Consider the following 18,005-nt stretch of genomic DNA (forward strand, 5'->3'; position numbering starts at 1 on the left):
CAGCGACGGAATTCCAGTCGGTTTCCCGGGTGCCGGGCATCACGCCGGAGTCGCTCGACAAGATCGGATTCCGCCGTGTATCCATGGCATTCATGAGCGAGATTCTGCTGTTCTCGTACGGCACACTGCGGCAGCCCGAAGTGCAGCGCACGGTCTTCGGCCGCGAACTGCCCGGGCGTCCCGACGAGATCATCGGGTACGAACTGGGCGAGGTCACCATCACCGATCCGCAGGTGATCGCCACCAGTGGCAGTGCCGTGCACCCGATGCTGATGCCCAATGCCGAGTCCCCCGGCGTGCCCGGCACGGTATTCACGATCTCGGCCGCCGACCTCGCGGCGGCGGATGCCTACGAGGTCTCCGATTACAAGCGTGTGCTCGTGCCCCTGCGCTCCGGTGCCAAGGCGTGGGTGTACGTGCTCGCCGCGACGGACTCGGCCCGATAGCTCAGGGCCACAGCGGATTTCATTATTAGGAAGTACCAACCGGTCGGCCTGCGGAACGGACGCGGCGGTCCTCGAAGCCGCGGGTTCCTCGCATCGGTCAGTGGAACACGCCTTGAGTTGACCAACCGGGATATGTAATGTCCCGGTTATGAAGATGAGCGAGGGCGTCGAGTGGGGGCTGCACTGCTGCGTACTGCTGCACTGGCTCGAGGATCAATGGCCCGCGCCCACCGCTCGTCTGGCCGCGCAATTCGAACTGCCTCCGGAGTACTTGAAGAAGCGGTTGCAGACGCTCGTTCGCGCGGGAATCCTCGAATCCATTCCGGGCGCGCAAGGGGGTTATCAGCTGGCCCGCACACCCGATCGCATCACACTGATGGACGTGGTGGCGGCTATGGACGGACGCGAGGATGCGTTCCGGTGCACCGAGATTCGGCAGCGCGGTGCGGGGGCCGAGGCGAATCCGGCGGAGTTCAAACGACCCTGCGGCATCTCCACCGCCATGCGCCGCGCCGAGTTGGCATGGCGGCGTGAGCTGGCCGCGACCACCCTGGCGGACGTGATCGCCGAGACCCCGGCACCGGCTCGCCGCCGAGCGCTGGCGTTCTACGAACGTCTCGGCAGCTAGTACCCAGCCCGGCTGCGGCCGGGTTTTTAGTACCCAGCCCGGCTGCGGCCGGGTTTTTTCGAGAGGAGAACCGGGATGTTGAATATCCCGATTAAGCGCCGGAATACGACCGCGGAGTCCGCTCCGCAGCATGGCCTGAGTGCGACCCTGATCCTGGCCCTGGGCACCTTCGCGGTTGGTACGGACGCCTTCGTCCTGGCGGGCTTCCTGCCCGATACCGCGACGTCGCTGCATGTGTCGACCGCGACGGCAGGACAATCGGTGACGGTATTCGCCGCCGCCTACGCGCTGCTGTCACCGATCGTGGCGACGCTGACCTCACGAATCGGGCGGCGGCCGCTATTGGTGGCCGCGCTGCTGGTGCTCGCGCTGGCCAATCTCGGATCGGCGTTGTCCCCGACCTTCGCGGTGCTCTTGGTGACCAGGGTGCTGGCCGCAGCCGGTGCGGCGGCGTTCACGCCCAATGCCGGTGCCGCGGCGGCCTCTCTGGTCGCCCCGCATCTGCGTGCTCGCGCCCTGGCGGTCGTGGTGGGCGGGCTGACCATTGCGACCGCACTCGGTGTACCGCTGGGCACCCTGATCGGCGCCTGGATGGGCTGGCGCTGGGCGCTGGGCTTGGTCGCGCTGGTGTGTCTGCTGGTCGCCGCAGGTGTTGCGGCCGTCATGCCGGACCTGCCCGGTAGCCCCCGGGTGCCGTTGCGCAGTCGCCTGGCGGTGCTGCGCGAGCCCGCGGTGCTCGCGGTACTCCCGCTGACCCTGCTCGGTATGGCGGCGGCCTACATCCTCTACGCCTACGCCGTACCCGCCCTGAGCGCCGTCGGCATCACCGGTTCGGCCACCGCGTGGATGCTCGCGCTCTACGGAATCGGTGCCATCGCAGGCAATCTCGGCGGCGGCTACGCCACGGACCGCTGGTCCACCACCCGAGTGCTCGTCGTCGGTTACTTCACCATGGCGGCGGCGATGGTGATCTGGTCGGCCCTGGCAGCCACGCACACCCACGCGCCAATCCTCATGGGCGGGTTGATGATCGCCTGGGGTGCGGCCAGCTGGTGCCAAACCCCACCCCAGCAACACAGACTCATCACCGCCGCACCTCAGGAAGCGCCCTTGGTAATCGCCCTGAACGCCTCCGCCATCTACCTCGGCATCGGCGCGGGCACCCTGCTCGGTGGCCTGACCACCCCCGCCGGAACGGCGACGATGGCGGCAACCGCTGCGGCACTGTCGATTGCAGCACTCGGTTATCTATTGCTAACCGGCAGCCGAAAGGTGAACACCTCGAATTGATCAGTGCCACCGGTGTTCCCGCGACTTTTCGGATTGCGCACGCGGCCGTCCTACGGCATCTTTGCAATGGTGACACAACCGCTTCGTGATGAGCACGGCACCGAAATCGCCTATCTCCGATTTGGTTTGGGCTGGGATCCGGCCCGCCGCAAACTCTGGGGCAAGACCTCCGAAATCGATCTGAATGTCGCGGCGATGATCTACAGCGACACCGATCTCGTCGATGTCGTCTACCACGAGCAGATGCTCTCCGCCGACACCTCGGTCCGACTGCACGGCGACAACCTCACCGGCGAAGGCCCCGGCGACGACGAAATCATCACCGTCGACCTGACCCGCGTCCCTCCCGCCGTCACCGCCATCATCTTCGTGGTCACCTGCTACACCGGCCAGCCCCTCGCCCGAGTCGAAAACGCTTTCTGCCGCATGGTGAATAGCGCCACCGCCACCGAACTCGCCCGCTACGACATCGCCACCGTCCCCGGCACCGGTTTCATCATGGGCGGCCTATTCCGCCCCACCGGTGCCTGGGAATTCCGCGAGATCAACCGCGGCATCGCCGCCAAACACCCGGTGGAGGCAACCGCCGAAATCCTCGGCCACCTCTAGCGGAAATCTCGAAAGCCCCCACGGCGGAATAGATTTCGATTCCTCGGACTTTTCGGCACAATCGCCAGGTTGTGCCGTATGGAAACCGCTGCCCACCCCGAGGAATCTTCCATGCGCCTGCACGTCGTACTTCCCGACGAATCAGCCACGATGCCCATGTCCAGGCTCGTGGAACTCGCCCGGCAGGCTGAGGAATTGGGGTTCGCGGGCATCTGGCTTCCCGACCATCTCCTGCCTCCGGGCGACTACGGCCCGGTGTACGGCGGGGTCTACGAACCGCTGACAACCCTCGCCTACCTGGCCGCGGCCACCAACCGAGTCGTCCTCGGTACATCGGTGCTCATCCTGCCCCTGCGCGAACCCATACTTCTGGCCAAACAAGCCGCGACTCTCGCCCACGTGAGCGGCGGCCGATTTATCCTCGGCGTCGGCACCGGCTGGGAATCCTACGAATTCGATGCCGTAGGAGCGGATTTCGCAACCCGAGGTGCCGCAACCACCGCAGCGCTACACCTGATCCGCCAGCTGCACACCGGCTCATACGCCGACGGACCCCACACCTTCGACGCCCGCGCAGTCTTCCAACCCGTACCCGAAACCCCAGTGCCCGTCCTAATCGGCGGAAACTCCGACGCGGCCCTACGCCGAGCCGCCCTCCTCGGCGATATGTGGCAGTCCGTCGGCCTCACTCCCGCGGAATTCATCGCCCGCCGAAACCGCCTGCGGGAATTGGGCGGCGACGCAGTATCAGCGGGAGCCCGCGACTCCTGGGACGACAACGCCCACCCGGTCGACGACCTGATCGACCGGATCCAAGAGTGGAACAAAGCCGGTGCCGACGACCTGGCACTGCACTTCGGCCCGGTCGATGGATTCGGCGAACGCATGCACACCCTCGCCGCCGCTTTACGACACTTGTGACCGACGGCGACGATTACGACGTCGCCTTCGTACCCACCGGTCGAGCGGAACTGGTGAATCAGCTCGGCGCTGCCGCAGGTCAGCGCGTCCGCACCATCGGGGAGTTCGGTGCGGAGCGCCCCCACTAGCCGATGGGGAGCGCGCTCAGAATCGGGTTGTACGCCCAATTCAGCATGCGCTCGGCGTCCTCCTTCGCCGCGCGCCCGCTACCCGGGGAGCTGTGCAGCACGACCCCGATCAGCGGGATTCCCGCACGGACGGTCTCGAAGAGCAGGCACGCCCCGGCTGCGTCGGTGGACCCGGTCTTGATGCCCAAGGTGCCCGGGTATGCGCGCAGCAGCAGATTCGTGGTCTCCCAGAGGTGATCGCGATTGGCTGGGCCAGCAGGCACGTGATAGTTCTGCGTGCCGACGACCTCGCGGAACACCGGCGACATCATCGCCCGCAGGGCGAGGCTCACCAGATTTGCGGGCGTGGAGTAGGTGGAGCCGTCGGTGGGGTTGGGAAGACCGCTGGGATCGGTGAAATTCGTTGCCGCCAAGCCCATTTGGCGCGCGGTATCGTTCATCCGGCCGACGAACGCGTCCTGGCCTGGGCCGTATGCCTCGGCGAGGGTGTAGGCCGCGTCGCAACCCGATGGCAACATCAGCGCGTACAGCAGTTGCCGGGTGGTCAGCACCTCACCGGCGGCCAGGCCCGCGGTGCTGCCGTCGTAACTGATGCAGTACGAGATGCTTTCCGCCGGAACGGTGATGGCACGCTCGAGATCGCCGCTATTGATCGCGATCAAGGCCGTCATCACCTTGGCGATGCTGGCGATCGGCGCCGGGGTGTTCGCCTCCCGCGACCACAGCATCGTGCCGGTGATGCCATCCGCGAGCGCGGCTCCGGGTGCCTGCACGCCGTCGGGTTCGGATGTCGGCCAAGGCAACTGGGTGTGCGGAGCGCTCGCGGCGGGCGCGGCTGCGACCCCTTGACCGGCCACCACCACCAGCGCCCCGACGACGACAGCCCGCAACAAGGGGGCAAATGTTCGCATGGGCGATATTCTGCCTCCGGCACGGCCTCGGAGCCGGGATTGATCGGCCCGATCAGCGAGCCGCGGGCACCTTCACCCCGATTTCGCCGCCGAGCTGATATCCGCCCTCCAAACGCAGGTTGTCGCCACTCCAAAACCGGCCCGGGTCATACCAGTTGGGGCGTTTCTCCGGCAGCAAGCCCATGGCCTGATATGTCATGGCGACGATCTCAGCGCAGTAGGCGTTCTCCAGACCGGCGTCGGAAGGGCGCGCATCGGCCCGTTTCGGCCACGGCACCCGTCCCCGGAACCAGCGTCCGGCCAGCGCGCTGGTCGACGGGAATGGCATCCCGTCCAGCCGCGCCACCGTGCGCAGCGCGGCGTCCTCCATCTCGCGGGTGACCGGCCGATCCAGTTGGCGAATCCACGCCTGCTGCTCGTATTCGTTCGACCACCGCATCACCGCCGCCCGCAGATCGTGCAATTGCGCACCGCGATGGTGGTTTCCGGACCAGATATCCGGTAGCGCCCGGCCCAACTCGGCATGCCAGATCAGCGCGGGTAGATCATCGACCACCACCGCCATCCCGACATGATTGACCGGGCTGTTGGTCAGGCCGCGGATCGCCCGATCCGCCCCGGAATGCCCACGGAACAACCACAAATCACCCGTCCGGGTGAGCTCGACCGCTTCATCCAAACCGACACTCGACAGCGCTTCGCGTGACACAGCGACTAGCCTAGGCGGATGCGCTGGTGGAAGGTACTCGGATTGGCAGGTGCGGCGGGTGTCGCGACGACCGGAGTCATCATCGTCCGGTCCGAACGAAAACGACGCGCCTATACCCCGGACCAGGTCCGGGATCGTCTGCACGCTCGGCTCAGCGAGCAGCCCGAGTCGGCCGGTGACAATCAGGGCTGACCGGTCAGATGAGGTCGGCGCTGGGCGCGGCCCAGCGAATATCGTTGCCGGACAGTTCGGTCCGCGGAATGCATCCGCGGGCAAGCACCTCGAGCACCAGTTCGGGGTCGCACCCGTACACCCCGGCACCGAACGCGCTGTTGGCCTCCACGACAGCCCAGCCTCGGCCCTCGATGAGACCGATGTCGACGACAATCGCGGGTGGAGTCGGAACCTCCGCGAACAACCGCTCCGCGCAGGCACGCACCGCATCGGCTTCGGTCGAGGTCATCGGCCAGCCCCCGTCGTCGGCGCGCGCGAGTTCGCCATCACGCAGGTAAGGCGACATGGTAAGTACCGCACCGTCTTTGACGAAGCACCGAAACTCCGCCTCCCACCGCACAGGTTCAGCAATCAATACCGGTGTCTCATTCGGGCAGGCCTGTGCCGAAGGCAACCCCTGACCGTCGCGATACACCGCCCCCGCGAACCCCTTACGCCCGTCCGCCGGTTTGACGAATATCGGGTCAGCCGATCGCCGCGCCTCCCCGAGTGTCGACACCCGAATATCCCGCTGCCGCAATGACATCGGCAGATCAGGCAGCCATTCCTTCGGCGCATCGAGTAGTGCGATCCCCAGCTGAGCCGCGATCACCTCGGCGAACAACGGCTCCCCGTAAAGCGCTCCCACACTGTCTGTTTGGCCTTCGGGAACGCGCCAGCCGCCCAGCCGCAACACATTCCATCCGGCCCGAATAGCTGCCGCCCGCATAACGCGCGAATCGTCGGAATAACGCGGAGACAAGATCAAGGTAGACATCGCCTGCGAGTGTAGCCAGCGTTGCGGGGCTCGCCTGGGTCCTGCGACGGGCAACCCGAATCGCCTATCGCGGAGGGCCTTCCGCCGCGATGAGGTGGATCGTATCGTCGTGAATATCGGCGAATGCGTATCCGGTGGACCAGACTTCCAGCAGAGCGGCGAAGGGATTCGGAAGGTCCGCCAGAAGGTGCCCGACCGCCTGGGGACAGTCGATCGATGACGGAACGACAAATTCCCGCTCCGCCAGTAGGCACCACGCCCGGCTCAATGTCAGATGCCAGGCGGCGCGCTCCAGGAAGAGGGAGCGCGGGTCGGTGCACAGCAGACCCGGACCCAGCGCTCCGAACAGCGCCCACCACTCGCTGAAAGTCCACTGGTCTCGAAGGAGTTTTACCAGCACCTCGGCCCGCGGATGCGGGTTGGTGTCACGGTTCGGACGGTTCACCGGGCCACCGATCCGCCACACAATCCGGTCCGTTTTCGGCACACCCCATACTGCGAGGCGTTCGATCGCCGTGCGTGCGGCGGCTTCCGCCCGCATCACGCCTTCGACGTCGAGCGTCAATGCGATGACCGCAGCCGCCGGTGGCGAGTCGACGATCGGAGAATCCAGCAGGATTTGGCCAACCGTGCCGCACTCACCGCAGGTGAAGGCGTCTTCCTCCCAGTCATCCTCGGCCGAGGTGTAGCCGCCGACAGTGCCTCGCCCCTTGCAGCGGGAGCAGGTCGCGAGTTCGGCTACCTGGAATCTCCGGCGCGGATCCCCGTCCAACGCGGTCGGTCGCGCGGCCCGTGCCGGGCGCATGACTTGCTCGAATAGTCGCTGACGTTCCATCTGTCCGTCCATGACGCCCCCCGAATAGCTCGTGGTGACCACATCGATCGATCACTCGAATGCACCATAACGCCCTTCGCCCCGGCCGAATGCGCCGATTTACGCCATCTCCCGCGCCTCGAGCGGGACCATGAGTACCGGGCCGCAGCAACCGCCTGGCCGTATGGGAAAGAGATGCCTGTGAAGCCGTCCGACCTGCCCCGTGATCCACGCTTCTACACCGCGGCTGAGCCGTTCGAGGAGCAGGGGATGCTGCATTTCACCCGGATGGCGGACGTCGTCGAGATCTTCCGGTTGGAGAAGAAGGGCGCGTTCACAACGGATTTCAGCTATCTGCTGGAGTTTGTCGGGGGGATGGGGGTGCCGATGCCGGAGCGGCCGCATCTGAACATGTTGTTTCCGTGGACGCGGGGTGAGACGCGAGCGGACGGGTCGCCGGGCAGACACGCGGTGCTGCACGAGCTCCTCGCCAAGCATTTCGGTAAGCACTCGATCGCCGAGCTGGAACCGACGGTTCGTGATTTGGCCGCGAGGGGAGTGCGTGAAGGAGTCGAAAACTCCTCGGGTGACTTCGATTTGGTGGAGTTCGCGAGCACTCTGTCCTCGCGGGCGGTCTCGTCACTGCTGGGGCTGCCGCTGGATGTGGCCACCATCGTCCGGGAGGAGGTCGAAGCCTACGAGAAACGCCCGGGATTCGAGGCCCTCGAACCGGAGTCGCCCGCCCTGCGCTCGTTCTTCCAAGGACTGTTCGACAACCAGCCCGAAGACGGTCTGCTGGCGGATCTTTCGGCCGCCCACGCCGCGGGCACCATCGACGTGGACGAGCGCGACGCCCTGGTCTGGGGCTGCTGGGCAGCCGGACTGAGCACCACCGCGACCGCCATCTGCCTGCTCATCGGCCTCGGCATCGAACTCGACTTACTCCCCGCCGCAGCCACCGCCGACGAACAATGGCTGGATGCGGTGGCTCACGAAACCCTGCGCTACGCAACCCCCTTCACCCTGGTACCGATGTTCGCCACCCGCGACATCACCCTCACCAACGGCGTGAACCTCCAAGCCGCCCAACCAATCCAACTCGCCCTATCCGCCGCCAACCGCGACCCGGCAGTCTTCGGCCCCGACGCCGACACCTTCCAGCCCGGTCGCCCCCACGCCCACATCGCCTTCGGACTCGGCATGCACTGGTGCCTCGGCGACAGCCTCGCCCGCCTCGAAATGCGCACCGCACTCAGGGAACTAGCCCGAACCCTCACCCCAGCCACCATCCGGGAATGGCACCGCGACGCCGGTCTGCTCGACCGCGTCGCCGTCGCCCGACTCACCGGTCTCAGCTGATTTCGTGAAGACCTGGTGGATGTCATGTTCGATCTAGGCGGCAATCAGAACGGAGCGTTCCGTTTCAATGCTAGCCTGTAGGCATGCCGAAAACGTCCGATACCCGAGCTCAGCGGCCCCTGATCGGCCGGAGAGCGCAGGCCGCCCGCAACGATGAACTGATTCTGAGCGCCGCACGAGCGGTATTCCTGGCCGACGCCCATGCCCCGATCGCCGCAGTCGCCGAGCGGGCAGGGGTGGGAATCGGCGCGCTGTATCGGCGCTACCCGAGCAAGGAGGTCCTGTTGCGCACGCTCTGCTCCGATGGGCTGCGTAGATATGCGCTGGAAGCCGATGCGGCGCTGCGGAATACGGATGGCTGGCAGGGGCTGGTCGACTTTCTGGAGCGGGTCGTCGACGCCGACGTGCACTCGTTGACGGTGCATCTTGCGGGCACGTTCACCCCGGATGATTCGATGCTGCCCGCTGTCGCGCGGCCCGCCGACGCGATCATTCGTCGCGCGCAATCCACTGGACGCCTGCGCCCCGGTGTCACCGCAGCGGATCTGGGCATCATTCTCGAATCGTGCGCGGCCATCTCGGCCCCGGATCCGGAGCGCACCGCGCATTTGCGCCGCCGCCTGCTGACCCTGCTGGTGACGGGGTTGACCGTGGATGGTGAACTCCCCGGACCTCCACCTGAACCGGCTGAGTTCGCCTGGCGTTGGCATCGGCGGTAGGCCGTCAGGGCTGGGCTTCGCCTGCCATCTGCGTCAACCGGGTCAGGGCCGCGAGATGTGCGTGATATGCGGTGCGGCCCTTGTGGGTAAGGGCCAGCCAGGTCTTCGGCTTGCGACCGTCGTAACCCTTGGTGACCTTGATATATCCGGCAGACTCGAGCAATGTCATCGCCTTGGACAGTGTCGACTTGTTCAGCTCGCACAGCTCGGTGATGACCAGGAATTCGGCCTCGGTGCACCCGTCGAGGAATGCCACGAGCTTGAGCCGCGGCAGGGAGGCGAACAGTTCGTTCAGTTGATCCACGGCATGGTCCGAGGCCGTGCCTGTGTCATCCAAATCCATCCACCCGCAATCACTCCGGCCAAACCGCACAGCCATCCGTACAACGCCGGAAACGCGAGACCAAGCATAGGCACCATCGGCGCCAGCACCACCACGACCAGGATCAGCTTCCACATCGAGACCGGCGCCGGGACCAGACCCCGCTCGCGCCGGACCCTGGCCAGCCAGCGTGAAACCCCGAAAAACGCTGCCAGCGAGAGGGCTCCGCCGATCAATCCGATGAGGTTGAGCGCGCTGGTGAAGTCGGTCTGGGCCTCGGCCATGCCGAAGAGTGCGACGCCGAATCCGGCGAACAGCCCGGCGGCAACGGGCCCCCAGGTGGGTAGCTCGGCGGCATCGTGGGCCTGACGGGTGGCCGCCGCGGCGATTTCCAGCGCCTGCTCCGGCGTGTGCATGTCGTGCATGAACAGACCGTATATCAACTGGTTTCCATTCGCCAACCAGTTTCCCAACTCGAACGGATTTCGCGGGTACGGTACCGAATATGCTCGACTACGACATCGAGGCCGCGACCTACGACCGAACTCGAGGCGGCGACGAGCGCGCGGCGGCCGCCGCCGAAGCCGTGCGCACGCTACTGCCCGCCGATGCCCGCACGGTGGTGGACGTGGCATGCGGAACCGGAATCGTCAGCACCCGACTGCGCGCCCCCGACCGCATCGTCCTGGGCGTCGACCTCTCGGCAGGCATGCTCGAATACGCACGCCCGCGACTGGACGGCGCTGTCGTGCGCGCCGATGCGACGAGCCTCCCCATCTCCGACGCGACCGTCGACGCGGTCCTGTTCATGTGGCTGCTGCACCTGGTCGGACCCGAAATCGCCGAACAATCGATCGCCGAAGCCGCCCGCATTCTGCGACCGGGCGGGGTGGTGATGGCCACGGCCGACAAGGAATTCGCCGTCTACGGCACCCCGAGCGATCTGGCCACGATCATCGAACCCGTCCACCGCATGCTCGTGACCGAAACATCGGATGCCCCAACGCGATTAACCGAAATCGGCCATCGTCACGGTCTCGAGCCGGCTGGGCAAGCCACATACACCGGACACGGCCAAGGGCGCTCGCCCCGCCAACTGCTCGGTGCGTTGCCGCACATCGCCTGGTTCCAGCGACTGGACGACGACGCCGCAGCCGATCTCCAGTCCAGGATCGTCGCACTGCCTGATCAGGACGAGCCTCGCCCCGACCCGGTGTATCGCATTGCCCGCCTGCGTAAAACATCCTCCTGACGCACTCCGGTGTTGCCCGGAGCGGATATTCGCTGGAATCCCTTGCCGAGCCCCCGTATACCTGACAGGCACGACGAAGTTCGGGTATGGAGTTGGAGGTGGCGGAATGACGTTGAGCCGCAAGGGATCACGACCGATTACTGTTGATGGGATCGGGTATCGGTGGAGGTTGCGGGGTCGGGCGACCTATAGCCAGGCGATGGGGTGGACGCCGTGTATTTACGCGGTTGATCGGCCGGAGCGGGGTGGTTCGACGTTGCTGGTCACCACCGATCGCTTGCATCCGAGCGTCGCCTGGATCACCGAGGAGATCCGGCCGGTGCTGCCCGGGGAGGTAGCCGACACCATCAGGGAGGCGTTGGCGCGGGGGTGGGAGCCCGATGTGGATGGCGCGCCGTTCCAGCTGGATCTGTCAGGTCGAACCGTCGCGCGCGACTGAGCGGTCACAAGCGGCCCTACCGCGCTCGATGTCGCAATTTTGGGCGCCGTTGTATCCGCTCGGTCGGTGGATGCGTGTTCGGTGGATCGGAATTCTGTTGGTGCTCAGTGGGATTGTGGTGATCGGCCTGGGGTTCGCCGCATCCTGCCCATCACCCGGCTGATCGATTCGGTGCGAACGATGGACTGGATCACCGACAACGCCGCCCGTTGCCGAGCTCGGCGCCTTTCGTGCCAAGCTTGCCGGAGCCGCACGGCAGGACGCGGCCATAGGTTGGAACACTTCGCAGTCAACGCGCGCTACCGAGAGCCGCCGTTCTCGGTGGAGATCCACGCTGTGGGCTCGCGATCGCTTGGGTGTTCGTCGTTTCCGGGGCCACGGCGGTCGATGGTCGACGTCTCGGAGTACATCTGCCTGGTGAGTCGCCTCGAGATCAAGGTATCGATTCGCCCGGGCGTTACGTGTGCACGAACCGCGCGTGCGCCCGCGCTTCCGAGCGAGGACCGTGAGATCAGCGTATCGATGTCGTCAGTGGGAATTCCGTTCACCTGCTGATCTGTAGTGTTCGGCTCGAGATTGTGGTTGGTCATTTCACTCCTTCCCAGCAAGTCGGCCGATCCAGTCCACACTTTTGGTCAAGGTCGACCAACGGTGCTCCACGGCGCGAACCGATCTCTCGCCGTAAATTTCGGCGATTTCACGGTTCGAGTACCCGTTTGCTTTGCCCCACACGATGTTTCGGTCCCTCGGTGACAACTCGGAGAGGTACTGCTGCAGGATCACGTTATCGATCGCTTCTTGGCTCGGATCGGCGACATGGTGGTCCTGGCGGGGCCGATCGGACTCCTGGCGCAGAGCGGCCTTATGAGCTTTGTGCTTTCGTTCCTCCATACGCCGGTGTTTGGCCAACTCGTTCGATACCGCGTGCAGGCAGGCGACGATGAAGTACGTGGTGAGGGTGGCTCCGCCGTCGGCGCGCCACCCGGTACCGTCGAGCGCGCGGCGTCGAAAGCTGTAGAGCGCGTCCATGACCGCGGTGTCCAAGAGCGAGGTGCGGAATTCCGCGTCGTAGACGATTCGCTCCGACTCTCGCTGGGAAGGAACCGACCAGACCTCGTTGAGCCGGAACATCTCGGGCAAATGCCCCGAACGCATCCAAGCATCGAGGACCCCGATGGCGTACTCGATGAGTGCATGCCTGAACTTCCCCCAGGCTGGCCCGGCGAATCCGGACTCCTTCAGAGTGGCGAAGAGCGCAGCGTCCCCGGCCAATCGGTTGACGCCGCACGCGCGCTCGAAAACAACAGTGGTGAGCATGTCGAGCTCGGCGTCACTGATGCCTTCCAGCTGCAATGTCGTTGCGTCGCTCCTTCCGCGCCCAGTCACGAGATACCTGCGATTCGGAGACGCTGTCCTATCAACGCGGGTGGCATACGTTTCGAATTGAGGGTCTCCTTCGGGGAACACGTCTTCGGAGTCTCTGCCTTCGACAGTCACTCGGGCGCTCCTTCACTGTTGCGGGATGACCGGCCCGCTCGCTCATGGGATATCCGATGGCAACCGGACACCTTCGTTATATGCGTAGTCCGCGGGGAACACCCCACCCCGAATCCATCAACAACACAGCACGTCCGATTCCAGCCGGAATCGGTGGACACTGGATTCGTACGCATACAAGCTGAACATGATCGAGCACATCCTTACCGCAGCTGGCGTTGTGAGCACGACAGGCGGTCTGGTCTGGTGGCTGCGCCACGACGGTCCGGTCCGCCTCTATGCGGGCATCACCGCTGTACGACACCCCGACCAGGCAATCCGCCACGACGCCCGTGCGGTACTGGAGTGCACACGGGGATATGCCGGTCGTGGACGATACCGTCGGTGAGGTTCATGTGGCTCGGCATTCGGATGCCCAGTTCAACTGAGTTATGTTCTGAAGGAACGGTATTCGCGGCGTGGCGCGGTTCCGGGCGTGGGTAGGGTGGGCGCATGGAACAGGGTGGGCGGGACGTTCTGGCTTCATCGTTCGGTACTGCTGCGGCTGACTATGCCGCGCATCGGCCGGACTATGCGCCCGCTGCGGTGAGCTGGGCGCTGGCGGGTGCGCCCGGTCCGCGAGTGCTCGATCTCGGGGCGGGGACGGGGAAGCTGGCTGGGACATTGATTGCCATGGGCGTCGATGTTGTTGCGGTTGAGCCTTATTCGGCGATGTTGAGTGAATTGCGGCGGGAGTTGCCGGGGATTCGGGCGTTGCAGGGGAGTGCCGAGGGGATTCCGCTACCGGATGGTTCGGTTGATGCCGTGCTGGCCGGTAATGCGCTGCACTGGTTCGAGATGGATGTCGCGGGGGTGGAGATAGCCAGGGTGCTGGCACCCGGCGGTGTCTTGGCCGGGTTGTGGAATGTCATGGATGACAGCGTTGAGTGGGTCGCCGGGTTGGCGCGGGTCGCCGGAAGTGCGGCGATCGGGGTGCGGGATACGGTGAGTAGCTGGCGTGGAGCCACGGCGGCTCTGCATCTTCCCGGTGCCGGTGGGCTCGGCCGGTTCGGATCAGCCGAGCAAGCCGAATTCGCGCATGGGCAGCTGCGTACCGCCGAATCGCTTGTCGCGACCCTCGGCACTCGTGCGGGGGTATTGGTCATGCCGGATCAGGAGCGGGAAGCCCTGCTCGGGCGCGCTCGGGCTTTCCTGACGAGCGATCCCGCGACAGCCGCCGGTGAGTTCACCCTTCCATTGATGACCGGTGTGCTGCGCACCCGTCGTCTATGACCCCCGCGGTCAAGCGATCTCACCACTGGCAGCGATCCAGTTCCTGTTCGGGAACACGATCGATGCGGTATCTGGCGTAACCCAGTGAGTGTGTGATGTTGCGCAGGAAGCGGTCTGAGGTCAAGGGTGCCCGCGCGGAGTCCAGGAGGTCCCGGGTCTGCGGGCAGGTCAGTGCCGTGCCGATGCGGGCCACCCAGCCTTCGTCGAGGTACAGGGGTAGGCGGGGGTGGCGGGTGGCCATATCGGAATCGACTACGGCCCAGTCGGAGTCGAGGTTCTTGTCGTGCCCGATGCGGGCATTGGGGAAGCGGAAGGTGTGCGCCGCCAAGGGATACGCCAGGCCGACGGGATCCAGGACTCGGACAGCCAGGGGCATGTTCATGCTGATCATGCCGAGGTTGACGTAGAAAACGGTGTGCGAAGACGCCACGTTGGGGGAGTGGGGCGGGACGACGTACCAGGTGGTGAATGACGGTGTGTTGATGAGCAAGCCACCGGCGGGATTGGCCGCGAGGTCGACGATCATGGGCCGGAGCCGAGGGTAGTCCAGGTAGTCCTCGGCGCGGATCGGGTGGGCGTGACCGGTGCTTTGGATGTAGTAGTGCCGTTCGTCGGCGATTCCGGTGGGGGTGATCCCGTTGGGAGTGGTGATGGCAATGACGTTGGCGGCGTGCAGAGCCCAGCCCGCGACCGCGGCAATGGATGCGAGACGAAGGACTGTCGCACGTGGATTCATCTGCGCGGCAGCAATGTTCACTGGCATGACCATGACGGGCAGCAGTACGCAGAACAACGGCGGCAGCAGCATGCGACCGTGCATGAAGTCGCCGCCCACCCGAGTTTGGTAGACCGTCAGCAATGCGGCGGCGCCGAGCATCAAGACCACGACTGCCGACGGAGTTCGCAGCCACATCCTCAATAGGCGAATACGCTGGCGCGGAGTGGATTTCGAGCCGTTGATCAACCAAACCCTATGACCCAACCCACGCGACCGCACCGTCGCAAGAGCCGAAAGGGCCAGTATGACCAGGGGGACCCACAGCCAATACGGCCCGATCAGATTCCACAGATAAGTCAGTCCCTGCCGCCATTTCGCGCCGCTGGCGTCCTTGGCGACGGCGGTGTTCGGGTAAGGCAGACCGTAATAGCCCATTCGCCAGATCTGATAGCTGACCGGGACCAGACCTGCGAACACGACACATGACAGCCGGAATATCCACGGGCGCAAGCTGATACCTGGCATCAGCGCACATACGATCATGAGCAGCGCGGGAATTCCGATCATGGCCATCTCCGGCCGGATCAGCGGCGCCAGCCCCGCGAAGAAACACAGTCCGAATACGTCGGCACGGCCAATGGTCTGGGCGCGACTCCAGCGGATCATCCACCACCACAGCACCGCGAGCCAGCAGATGACGAGGCTGGATTCGAGTCCCGAGGTGGCGTAGTCCCGCGCCGGTGGTAACGCGATATAGACGAGAGCTCCTGCCGGAAGCAGCAATTGGCCGCCAGTACCCCACAGTTGTGCCGTCCCCGCCATGGCGAAGACGACGGCGGTGACCGAGAGCGTCAGTGCGATGCCGAGCACCACGTACTCGAGCCGCGCTTCGGTCAGCCAGCTGAAGAACCAGATGAGATAGGTCCATGCCGTACTGGTGTTGACCTCGACGCGCTCGCCCGCGTTGAAGACGGGCCCGTTGCCCGCCAGCAGATTTCGCACCGTACGCAGCACGGTCAATCCGTCGTCGGCGATCCAGCGGCGATCCCAGGCCCCGAAGGCGAAAGCCCCTGAGGTGAGCAGAATTCCGCTTACGAGAACCGTGTGAGCGAGCCGTCGGGTGATCGGCGTGGGTTCCCGCTCCTGCTCGATTTCGTCAGCGGCCGCGCTCGTCGTCGCGGCCGATGCGGTCAGTGTCACCCGCGCGAGCCGAACGTCACGGTGACGGCGGAATCCGCACCTCGCGGCCCGAACAAGTAGCTCATGAAATCCCCTCGACTGGTACGGCCGAACCATATCGCTCGGTTCGGCAATCCCCCAGCCACCAAAAGTGGGGCTTTCACTTCATCTGGCACACCCGTACAGGTATTGCGGTTCCGGCCCATTGACCGGCTTCGAGCTCACGCTCGATAGCCGTTGCGGCGTAGTTCATTCCAGCACTACGCAGCTCAGCGATCCGCCCCCGCACGCTGTCGATCCCGTATGACCGGATGACGTCAGCGATCCCGATCCGGCGGGATTCGCCGCCGAATCCCGCAGTGGCATAGCCGATTTCCATCACCACCCCCAAAGGGAACCCTGCCGATTCCCCTGCCGAGCCTAGCCTGCTGCAAGTACACCTGCACATGCAGAGCCCGGCTTTGTGACACGTAATAGCTTGTGGCACAGTCGGGTTCTCGGATCAGGAGCGCGCAGGCAGGCGAACCAGCGCCAGGGGGCGATTCGTCGATACCACCCAGTGCTCATAACCGTTCAATGCGGCGATCGCGGCGGTGACGATGATCAGCGTCACGATGCCGGGCAACAGCGCCCCCACCGCGGCGACGACGAACAATCCCAGCGCGGTGACCGTCCGCCCGACCGTCGGAGCGCCGAACATCCGCCAGCGGGTGAAGCAGAAGCCGAGCACGAATAGCGCGGCCCCGAGCGCGAGCAGGTGCCCGTTGACTCCGTGCGCGATCTCGGTGGGATGTTCGACCACCGCACGCGCACCCACCGAGACCAGCACCAGGCCGACCACCAGCAGCATGTGCCCGTAGCTGAGCACATCGCGAACCACGGTCGCGCGAATCGCGTTGGTGCGCAGCGAGTGTTCGATGGCGGCGAATCCGTACGCGAAGTACAGCCACCAGAGTCCGCAGCCGAGCGCGAAGGTCAGCGCGATGGCGATCCAGGCGGACACTCCCAGATGCGACTCCGCTGCCCCATTGCCCACCGAGGCAACCGATTCGCCGAGCGCGATGATCACGAACAGCGCGAACCGCTCGGGCAGATGGGTCGCGCCGAACTGCATCCCCTGCAGCGTTCGCGACCGCACGGCCGGACTGGCGAAGGCCAGCAGCACCGCGGCGATCCAGATTCCGTCGCGCGCACCGCCGCTCGGCACGAATGCCGCGATGACCAGCAATACCGAGCTGACCAGCGTCACCGAGTACGGGTTCAGCCAGGTCTCGAACGCCTTCTTACGGCGCATCGCGTTCCACAGCAGCAGTCGCAGCACCAGATGTGCGCCCGCGAAGATCAGCGGTGTGGCGCGCCCGGTGAACGCGTGCGGCGCGGTGATCGCCATGACGAACATGCACAGTCCGGCCACGAACAGGAAGAACCGCTGCCGATCGGTGTCCTCCACCCCGTGCACCGCGAGCGTGACGCCCACCCATGACCACCACATCACGGCCAGCAGCAATACCGCCTGCCCCACCGCGCCCCAATTCGGATGTCCGACGGGCAGATGCGCCGCCTGGGTCACCGCGAATACCAGCACCAGATCGAAGAACAATTCAGCCCAACTGGCCCGGTCATGCGCCTCGTGCAGAGGTTCGGTCAACGTAAATCCTTGTCTAGCGGTCGATCGAAAGCGTCCCACTGTAACCAGGTAATGCCGACGAAATTCCCGCGCCACCGGCGTGACCATCGGGAGCCGAGGGTTTGCGAGACTGTCCGGTATGTCCGAAAGTTCGCCGATGGCCGGTACAACTCC

22 protein-coding genes are annotated in these 18,005 nt (G+C 65.2%); 12 read left to right on the forward strand and 10 right to left on the reverse strand.

Translation table 11 applies throughout. The annotated features are described in order from the left end of the window. Positions 1-92 precede the first annotated feature (92 nt). The 6 genes from ACFC0O_RS14340 (at position 93) to ACFC0O_RS14365 (ending at position 4,022) form a co-directional block, all read left to right on the forward strand. Positions 93-446 (forward strand): gamma-glutamylcyclotransferase family protein, encoded by a 354-nt coding sequence (locus ACFC0O_RS14340; RefSeq protein ID WP_375960718.1) that lies wholly within the window; start codon positions 93-95, stop codon positions 444-446. Positions 447-594: 148 nt separating this feature from the next. Then, positions 595-1,074, forward strand: coding sequence for an Rrf2 family transcriptional regulator (locus tag ACFC0O_RS14345; RefSeq protein WP_364651179.1), 480 nt, complete (start codon positions 595-597; stop codon positions 1,072-1,074). Between the two features lie 75 nt (positions 1,075-1,149). Further along, positions 1,150-2,364, forward strand: a complete 1,215-nt coding sequence (locus tag ACFC0O_RS14350) for an MFS transporter (RefSeq protein WP_375957634.1) — start codon at positions 1,150-1,152, stop codon at positions 2,362-2,364. A 69-nt stretch (positions 2,365-2,433) separates the two neighbouring features. Then, positions 2,434-2,973, forward strand: a complete 540-nt coding sequence (locus tag ACFC0O_RS14355; protein WP_375957636.1) for a TerD family protein — start codon at positions 2,434-2,436, stop codon at positions 2,971-2,973. A gap of 111 nt (positions 2,974-3,084) precedes the next feature. Then, positions 3,085-3,894, forward strand: coding sequence for a TIGR03619 family F420-dependent LLM class oxidoreductase (locus tag ACFC0O_RS14360; RefSeq protein ID WP_375957639.1), 810 nt, complete (start codon positions 3,085-3,087; stop codon positions 3,892-3,894). Further along, the gene (locus tag ACFC0O_RS14365) at positions 3,891-4,022 is read left to right on the forward strand and encodes a hypothetical protein (RefSeq protein WP_375957642.1); all 132 of its coding nucleotides are present in this window, start codon (positions 3,891-3,893) and stop codon (positions 4,020-4,022) included. The genes ACFC0O_RS14360 and ACFC0O_RS14365 overlap by 4 nt, the downstream gene beginning before the upstream one ends. Here the strand turns inward: ACFC0O_RS14365 and ACFC0O_RS14370 are convergent. Continuing rightward, positions 4,019-4,933 (reverse strand): D-alanyl-D-alanine carboxypeptidase family protein, encoded by a 915-nt coding sequence (locus ACFC0O_RS14370; protein WP_375957645.1) that lies wholly within the window; start codon positions 4,931-4,933, stop codon positions 4,019-4,021. The two genes, ACFC0O_RS14365 and ACFC0O_RS14370, sit on opposite strands and share 4 nt — an antisense overlap. Positions 4,934-4,985: 52 nt before the next feature. After that, a complete protein-coding gene (locus ACFC0O_RS14375; protein ID WP_375957647.1) occupies positions 4,986-5,642 on the reverse strand; it encodes a hypothetical protein in 657 nt (218 codons plus the stop codon). Positions 5,643-5,660: 18 nt separating this feature from the next. Between ACFC0O_RS14375 and ACFC0O_RS14380 the strand changes: the two genes are divergently transcribed. Then, positions 5,661-5,834, forward strand: coding sequence for a hypothetical protein (locus ACFC0O_RS14380; RefSeq protein ID WP_375957650.1), 174 nt, complete (start codon positions 5,661-5,663; stop codon positions 5,832-5,834). 4 nt (positions 5,835-5,838) lie between these two features. Here the strand turns inward: ACFC0O_RS14380 and ACFC0O_RS14385 are convergent, their stop codons facing one another. Both ACFC0O_RS14385 and ACFC0O_RS14390 read right to left on the reverse strand, forming a co-directional pair. Then, positions 5,839-6,633, reverse strand: a complete 795-nt coding sequence (locus tag ACFC0O_RS14385; protein ID WP_375957653.1) for an ATP-grasp domain-containing protein — start codon at positions 6,631-6,633, stop codon at positions 5,839-5,841. A gap of 64 nt (positions 6,634-6,697) precedes the next feature. Beyond that, positions 6,698-7,480: a hypothetical protein gene (locus tag ACFC0O_RS14390; RefSeq protein ID WP_375957656.1), complete on the reverse strand. Its 783-nt coding sequence runs from the start codon at positions 7,478-7,480 to the stop codon at positions 6,698-6,700. Positions 7,481-7,648: 168 nt separating this feature from the next. Here ACFC0O_RS14390 and ACFC0O_RS14395 point away from each other — a divergent pair, with 168 nt between their 5' ends. Both ACFC0O_RS14395 and ACFC0O_RS14400 read left to right on the forward strand, forming a co-directional pair. Next, entirely contained in the window at positions 7,649-8,806 is a 1,158-nt protein-coding gene (locus tag ACFC0O_RS14395) for a cytochrome P450 (RefSeq protein WP_375957658.1), read from the forward strand. 83 nt (positions 8,807-8,889) lie between these two features. Then, positions 8,890-9,525, forward strand: coding sequence for a TetR/AcrR family transcriptional regulator (locus ACFC0O_RS14400; RefSeq protein WP_375957661.1), 636 nt, complete (start codon positions 8,890-8,892; stop codon positions 9,523-9,525). 4 nt (positions 9,526-9,529) lie between these two features. On the opposite strand, the gene ACFC0O_RS14405 is transcribed toward ACFC0O_RS14400, so the two are convergent. Together ACFC0O_RS14405 and ACFC0O_RS14410 are read right to left on the reverse strand one after the other, a co-directional pair. Beyond that, on the reverse strand, positions 9,530-9,829 hold the full coding sequence (locus ACFC0O_RS14405; RefSeq protein WP_375957664.1) for a transcriptional regulator: 300 nt from the start codon (positions 9,827-9,829) through the stop codon (positions 9,530-9,532). Then, the gene (locus ACFC0O_RS14410; RefSeq protein ID WP_375957667.1) at positions 9,817-10,272 is read right to left on the reverse strand and encodes a hypothetical protein; all 456 of its coding nucleotides are present in this window, start codon (positions 10,270-10,272) and stop codon (positions 9,817-9,819) included. Before ACFC0O_RS14410 ends, ACFC0O_RS14405 begins: the two co-directional genes overlap by 13 nt. An 80-nt stretch (positions 10,273-10,352) precedes the next feature. Here ACFC0O_RS14410 and ACFC0O_RS14415 point away from each other — a divergent pair, with 80 nt between their 5' ends. Together ACFC0O_RS14415 and ACFC0O_RS14420 are read left to right on the forward strand one after the other, a co-directional pair. Next, a complete protein-coding gene (locus ACFC0O_RS14415) occupies positions 10,353-11,099 on the forward strand; it encodes a class I SAM-dependent methyltransferase (protein WP_375957670.1) in 747 nt (248 codons plus the stop codon). A 199-nt stretch (positions 11,100-11,298) separates the two neighbouring features. Beyond that, positions 11,299-11,538, forward strand: coding sequence for a hypothetical protein (locus tag ACFC0O_RS14420; RefSeq protein WP_375957672.1), 240 nt, complete (start codon positions 11,299-11,301; stop codon positions 11,536-11,538). 591 nt (positions 11,539-12,129) lie between these two features. On the opposite strand, the gene ACFC0O_RS14425 is transcribed toward ACFC0O_RS14420, so the two are convergent. Then, positions 12,130-12,891: a hypothetical protein gene (locus tag ACFC0O_RS14425; protein WP_375957675.1), complete on the reverse strand. Its 762-nt coding sequence runs from the start codon at positions 12,889-12,891 to the stop codon at positions 12,130-12,132. Positions 12,892-13,527: 636 nt separating this feature from the next. Here ACFC0O_RS14425 and ACFC0O_RS14430 point away from each other — a divergent pair. After that, complete coding sequence (locus ACFC0O_RS14430) at positions 13,528-14,307, forward strand: class I SAM-dependent methyltransferase (protein WP_375957678.1); 780 nt, start codon at positions 13,528-13,530, stop codon at positions 14,305-14,307. A 19-nt stretch (positions 14,308-14,326) separates the two neighbouring features. On the opposite strand, the gene zomB is transcribed toward ACFC0O_RS14430, so the two are convergent. The 3 genes from zomB to ACFC0O_RS14445 all read right to left on the reverse strand — a co-directional run bounded on the left by zomB (position 14,327) and on the right by ACFC0O_RS14445 (position 17,852). After that, positions 14,327-16,225, reverse strand: a complete 1,899-nt coding sequence (gene zomB, locus ACFC0O_RS14435) for a flagellar motor control protein ZomB (protein WP_375957681.1) — start codon at positions 16,223-16,225, stop codon at positions 14,327-14,329. A 139-nt stretch (positions 16,226-16,364) separates the two neighbouring features. After that, positions 16,365-16,589 carry a hypothetical protein gene (locus tag ACFC0O_RS14440; RefSeq protein WP_375957684.1) on the reverse strand — a complete coding sequence of 75 codons (225 nt, stop codon included), beginning with the start codon at positions 16,587-16,589 and terminating at the stop codon, positions 16,365-16,367. Between the two features lie 117 nt (positions 16,590-16,706). Further along, a complete protein-coding gene (locus tag ACFC0O_RS14445; RefSeq protein ID WP_375957687.1) occupies positions 16,707-17,852 on the reverse strand; it encodes a low temperature requirement protein A in 1,146 nt (381 codons plus the stop codon). Between the last annotated feature and the right edge of the window lie 153 nt (positions 17,853-18,005).

It is taken from the genome of Nocardia sp. NPDC056100, from assembly GCF_042266325.1.
In the GTDB taxonomy this organism is placed as follows: domain Bacteria; phylum Actinomycetota; class Actinomycetes; order Mycobacteriales; family Mycobacteriaceae; genus Nocardia.

Coding starts and splice junctions, on each gene's coding strand:
- ACFC0O_RS14380 (WP_375957650.1), top strand. CDS start 5,661: ATGCGCTGGTGGAAGGTACTCGGATTGGCAGGTGCGGCGGGTGTCGCG.
- ACFC0O_RS14415 (WP_375957670.1), top strand. CDS start 10,353: ATGCTCGACTACGACATCGAGGCCGCGACCTACGACCGAACTCGAGGC.
- ACFC0O_RS14350 (WP_375957634.1), top strand. CDS start 1,150: ATGTTGAATATCCCGATTAAGCGCCGGAATACGACCGCGGAGTCCGCT.
- ACFC0O_RS14410 (WP_375957667.1), bottom strand. CDS start 10,272: ATGCACGACATGCACACGCCGGAGCAGGCGCTGGAAATCGCCGCGGCG.
- ACFC0O_RS14345 (WP_364651179.1), top strand. CDS start 595: ATGAAGATGAGCGAGGGCGTCGAGTGGGGGCTGCACTGCTGCGTACTG.
- ACFC0O_RS14340 (WP_375960718.1), top strand. CDS start 93: ATGAGCGAGATTCTGCTGTTCTCGTACGGCACACTGCGGCAGCCCGAA.
- ACFC0O_RS14370 (WP_375957645.1), bottom strand. CDS start 4,933: ATGCGAACATTTGCCCCCTTGTTGCGGGCTGTCGTCGTCGGGGCGCTG.
- ACFC0O_RS14430 (WP_375957678.1), top strand. CDS start 13,528: ATGGAACAGGGTGGGCGGGACGTTCTGGCTTCATCGTTCGGTACTGCT.
- ACFC0O_RS14385 (WP_375957653.1), bottom strand. CDS start 6,633: ATGTCTACCTTGATCTTGTCTCCGCGTTATTCCGACGATTCGCGCGTT.
- ACFC0O_RS14400 (WP_375957661.1), top strand. CDS start 8,890: ATGCCGAAAACGTCCGATACCCGAGCTCAGCGGCCCCTGATCGGCCGG.
- ACFC0O_RS14360 (WP_375957639.1), top strand. CDS start 3,085: ATGCGCCTGCACGTCGTACTTCCCGACGAATCAGCCACGATGCCCATG.
- ACFC0O_RS14390 (WP_375957656.1), bottom strand. CDS start 7,480: ATGGACGGACAGATGGAACGTCAGCGACTATTCGAGCAAGTCATGCGC.
- ACFC0O_RS14420 (WP_375957672.1), top strand. CDS start 11,299: ATGGGGTGGACGCCGTGTATTTACGCGGTTGATCGGCCGGAGCGGGGT.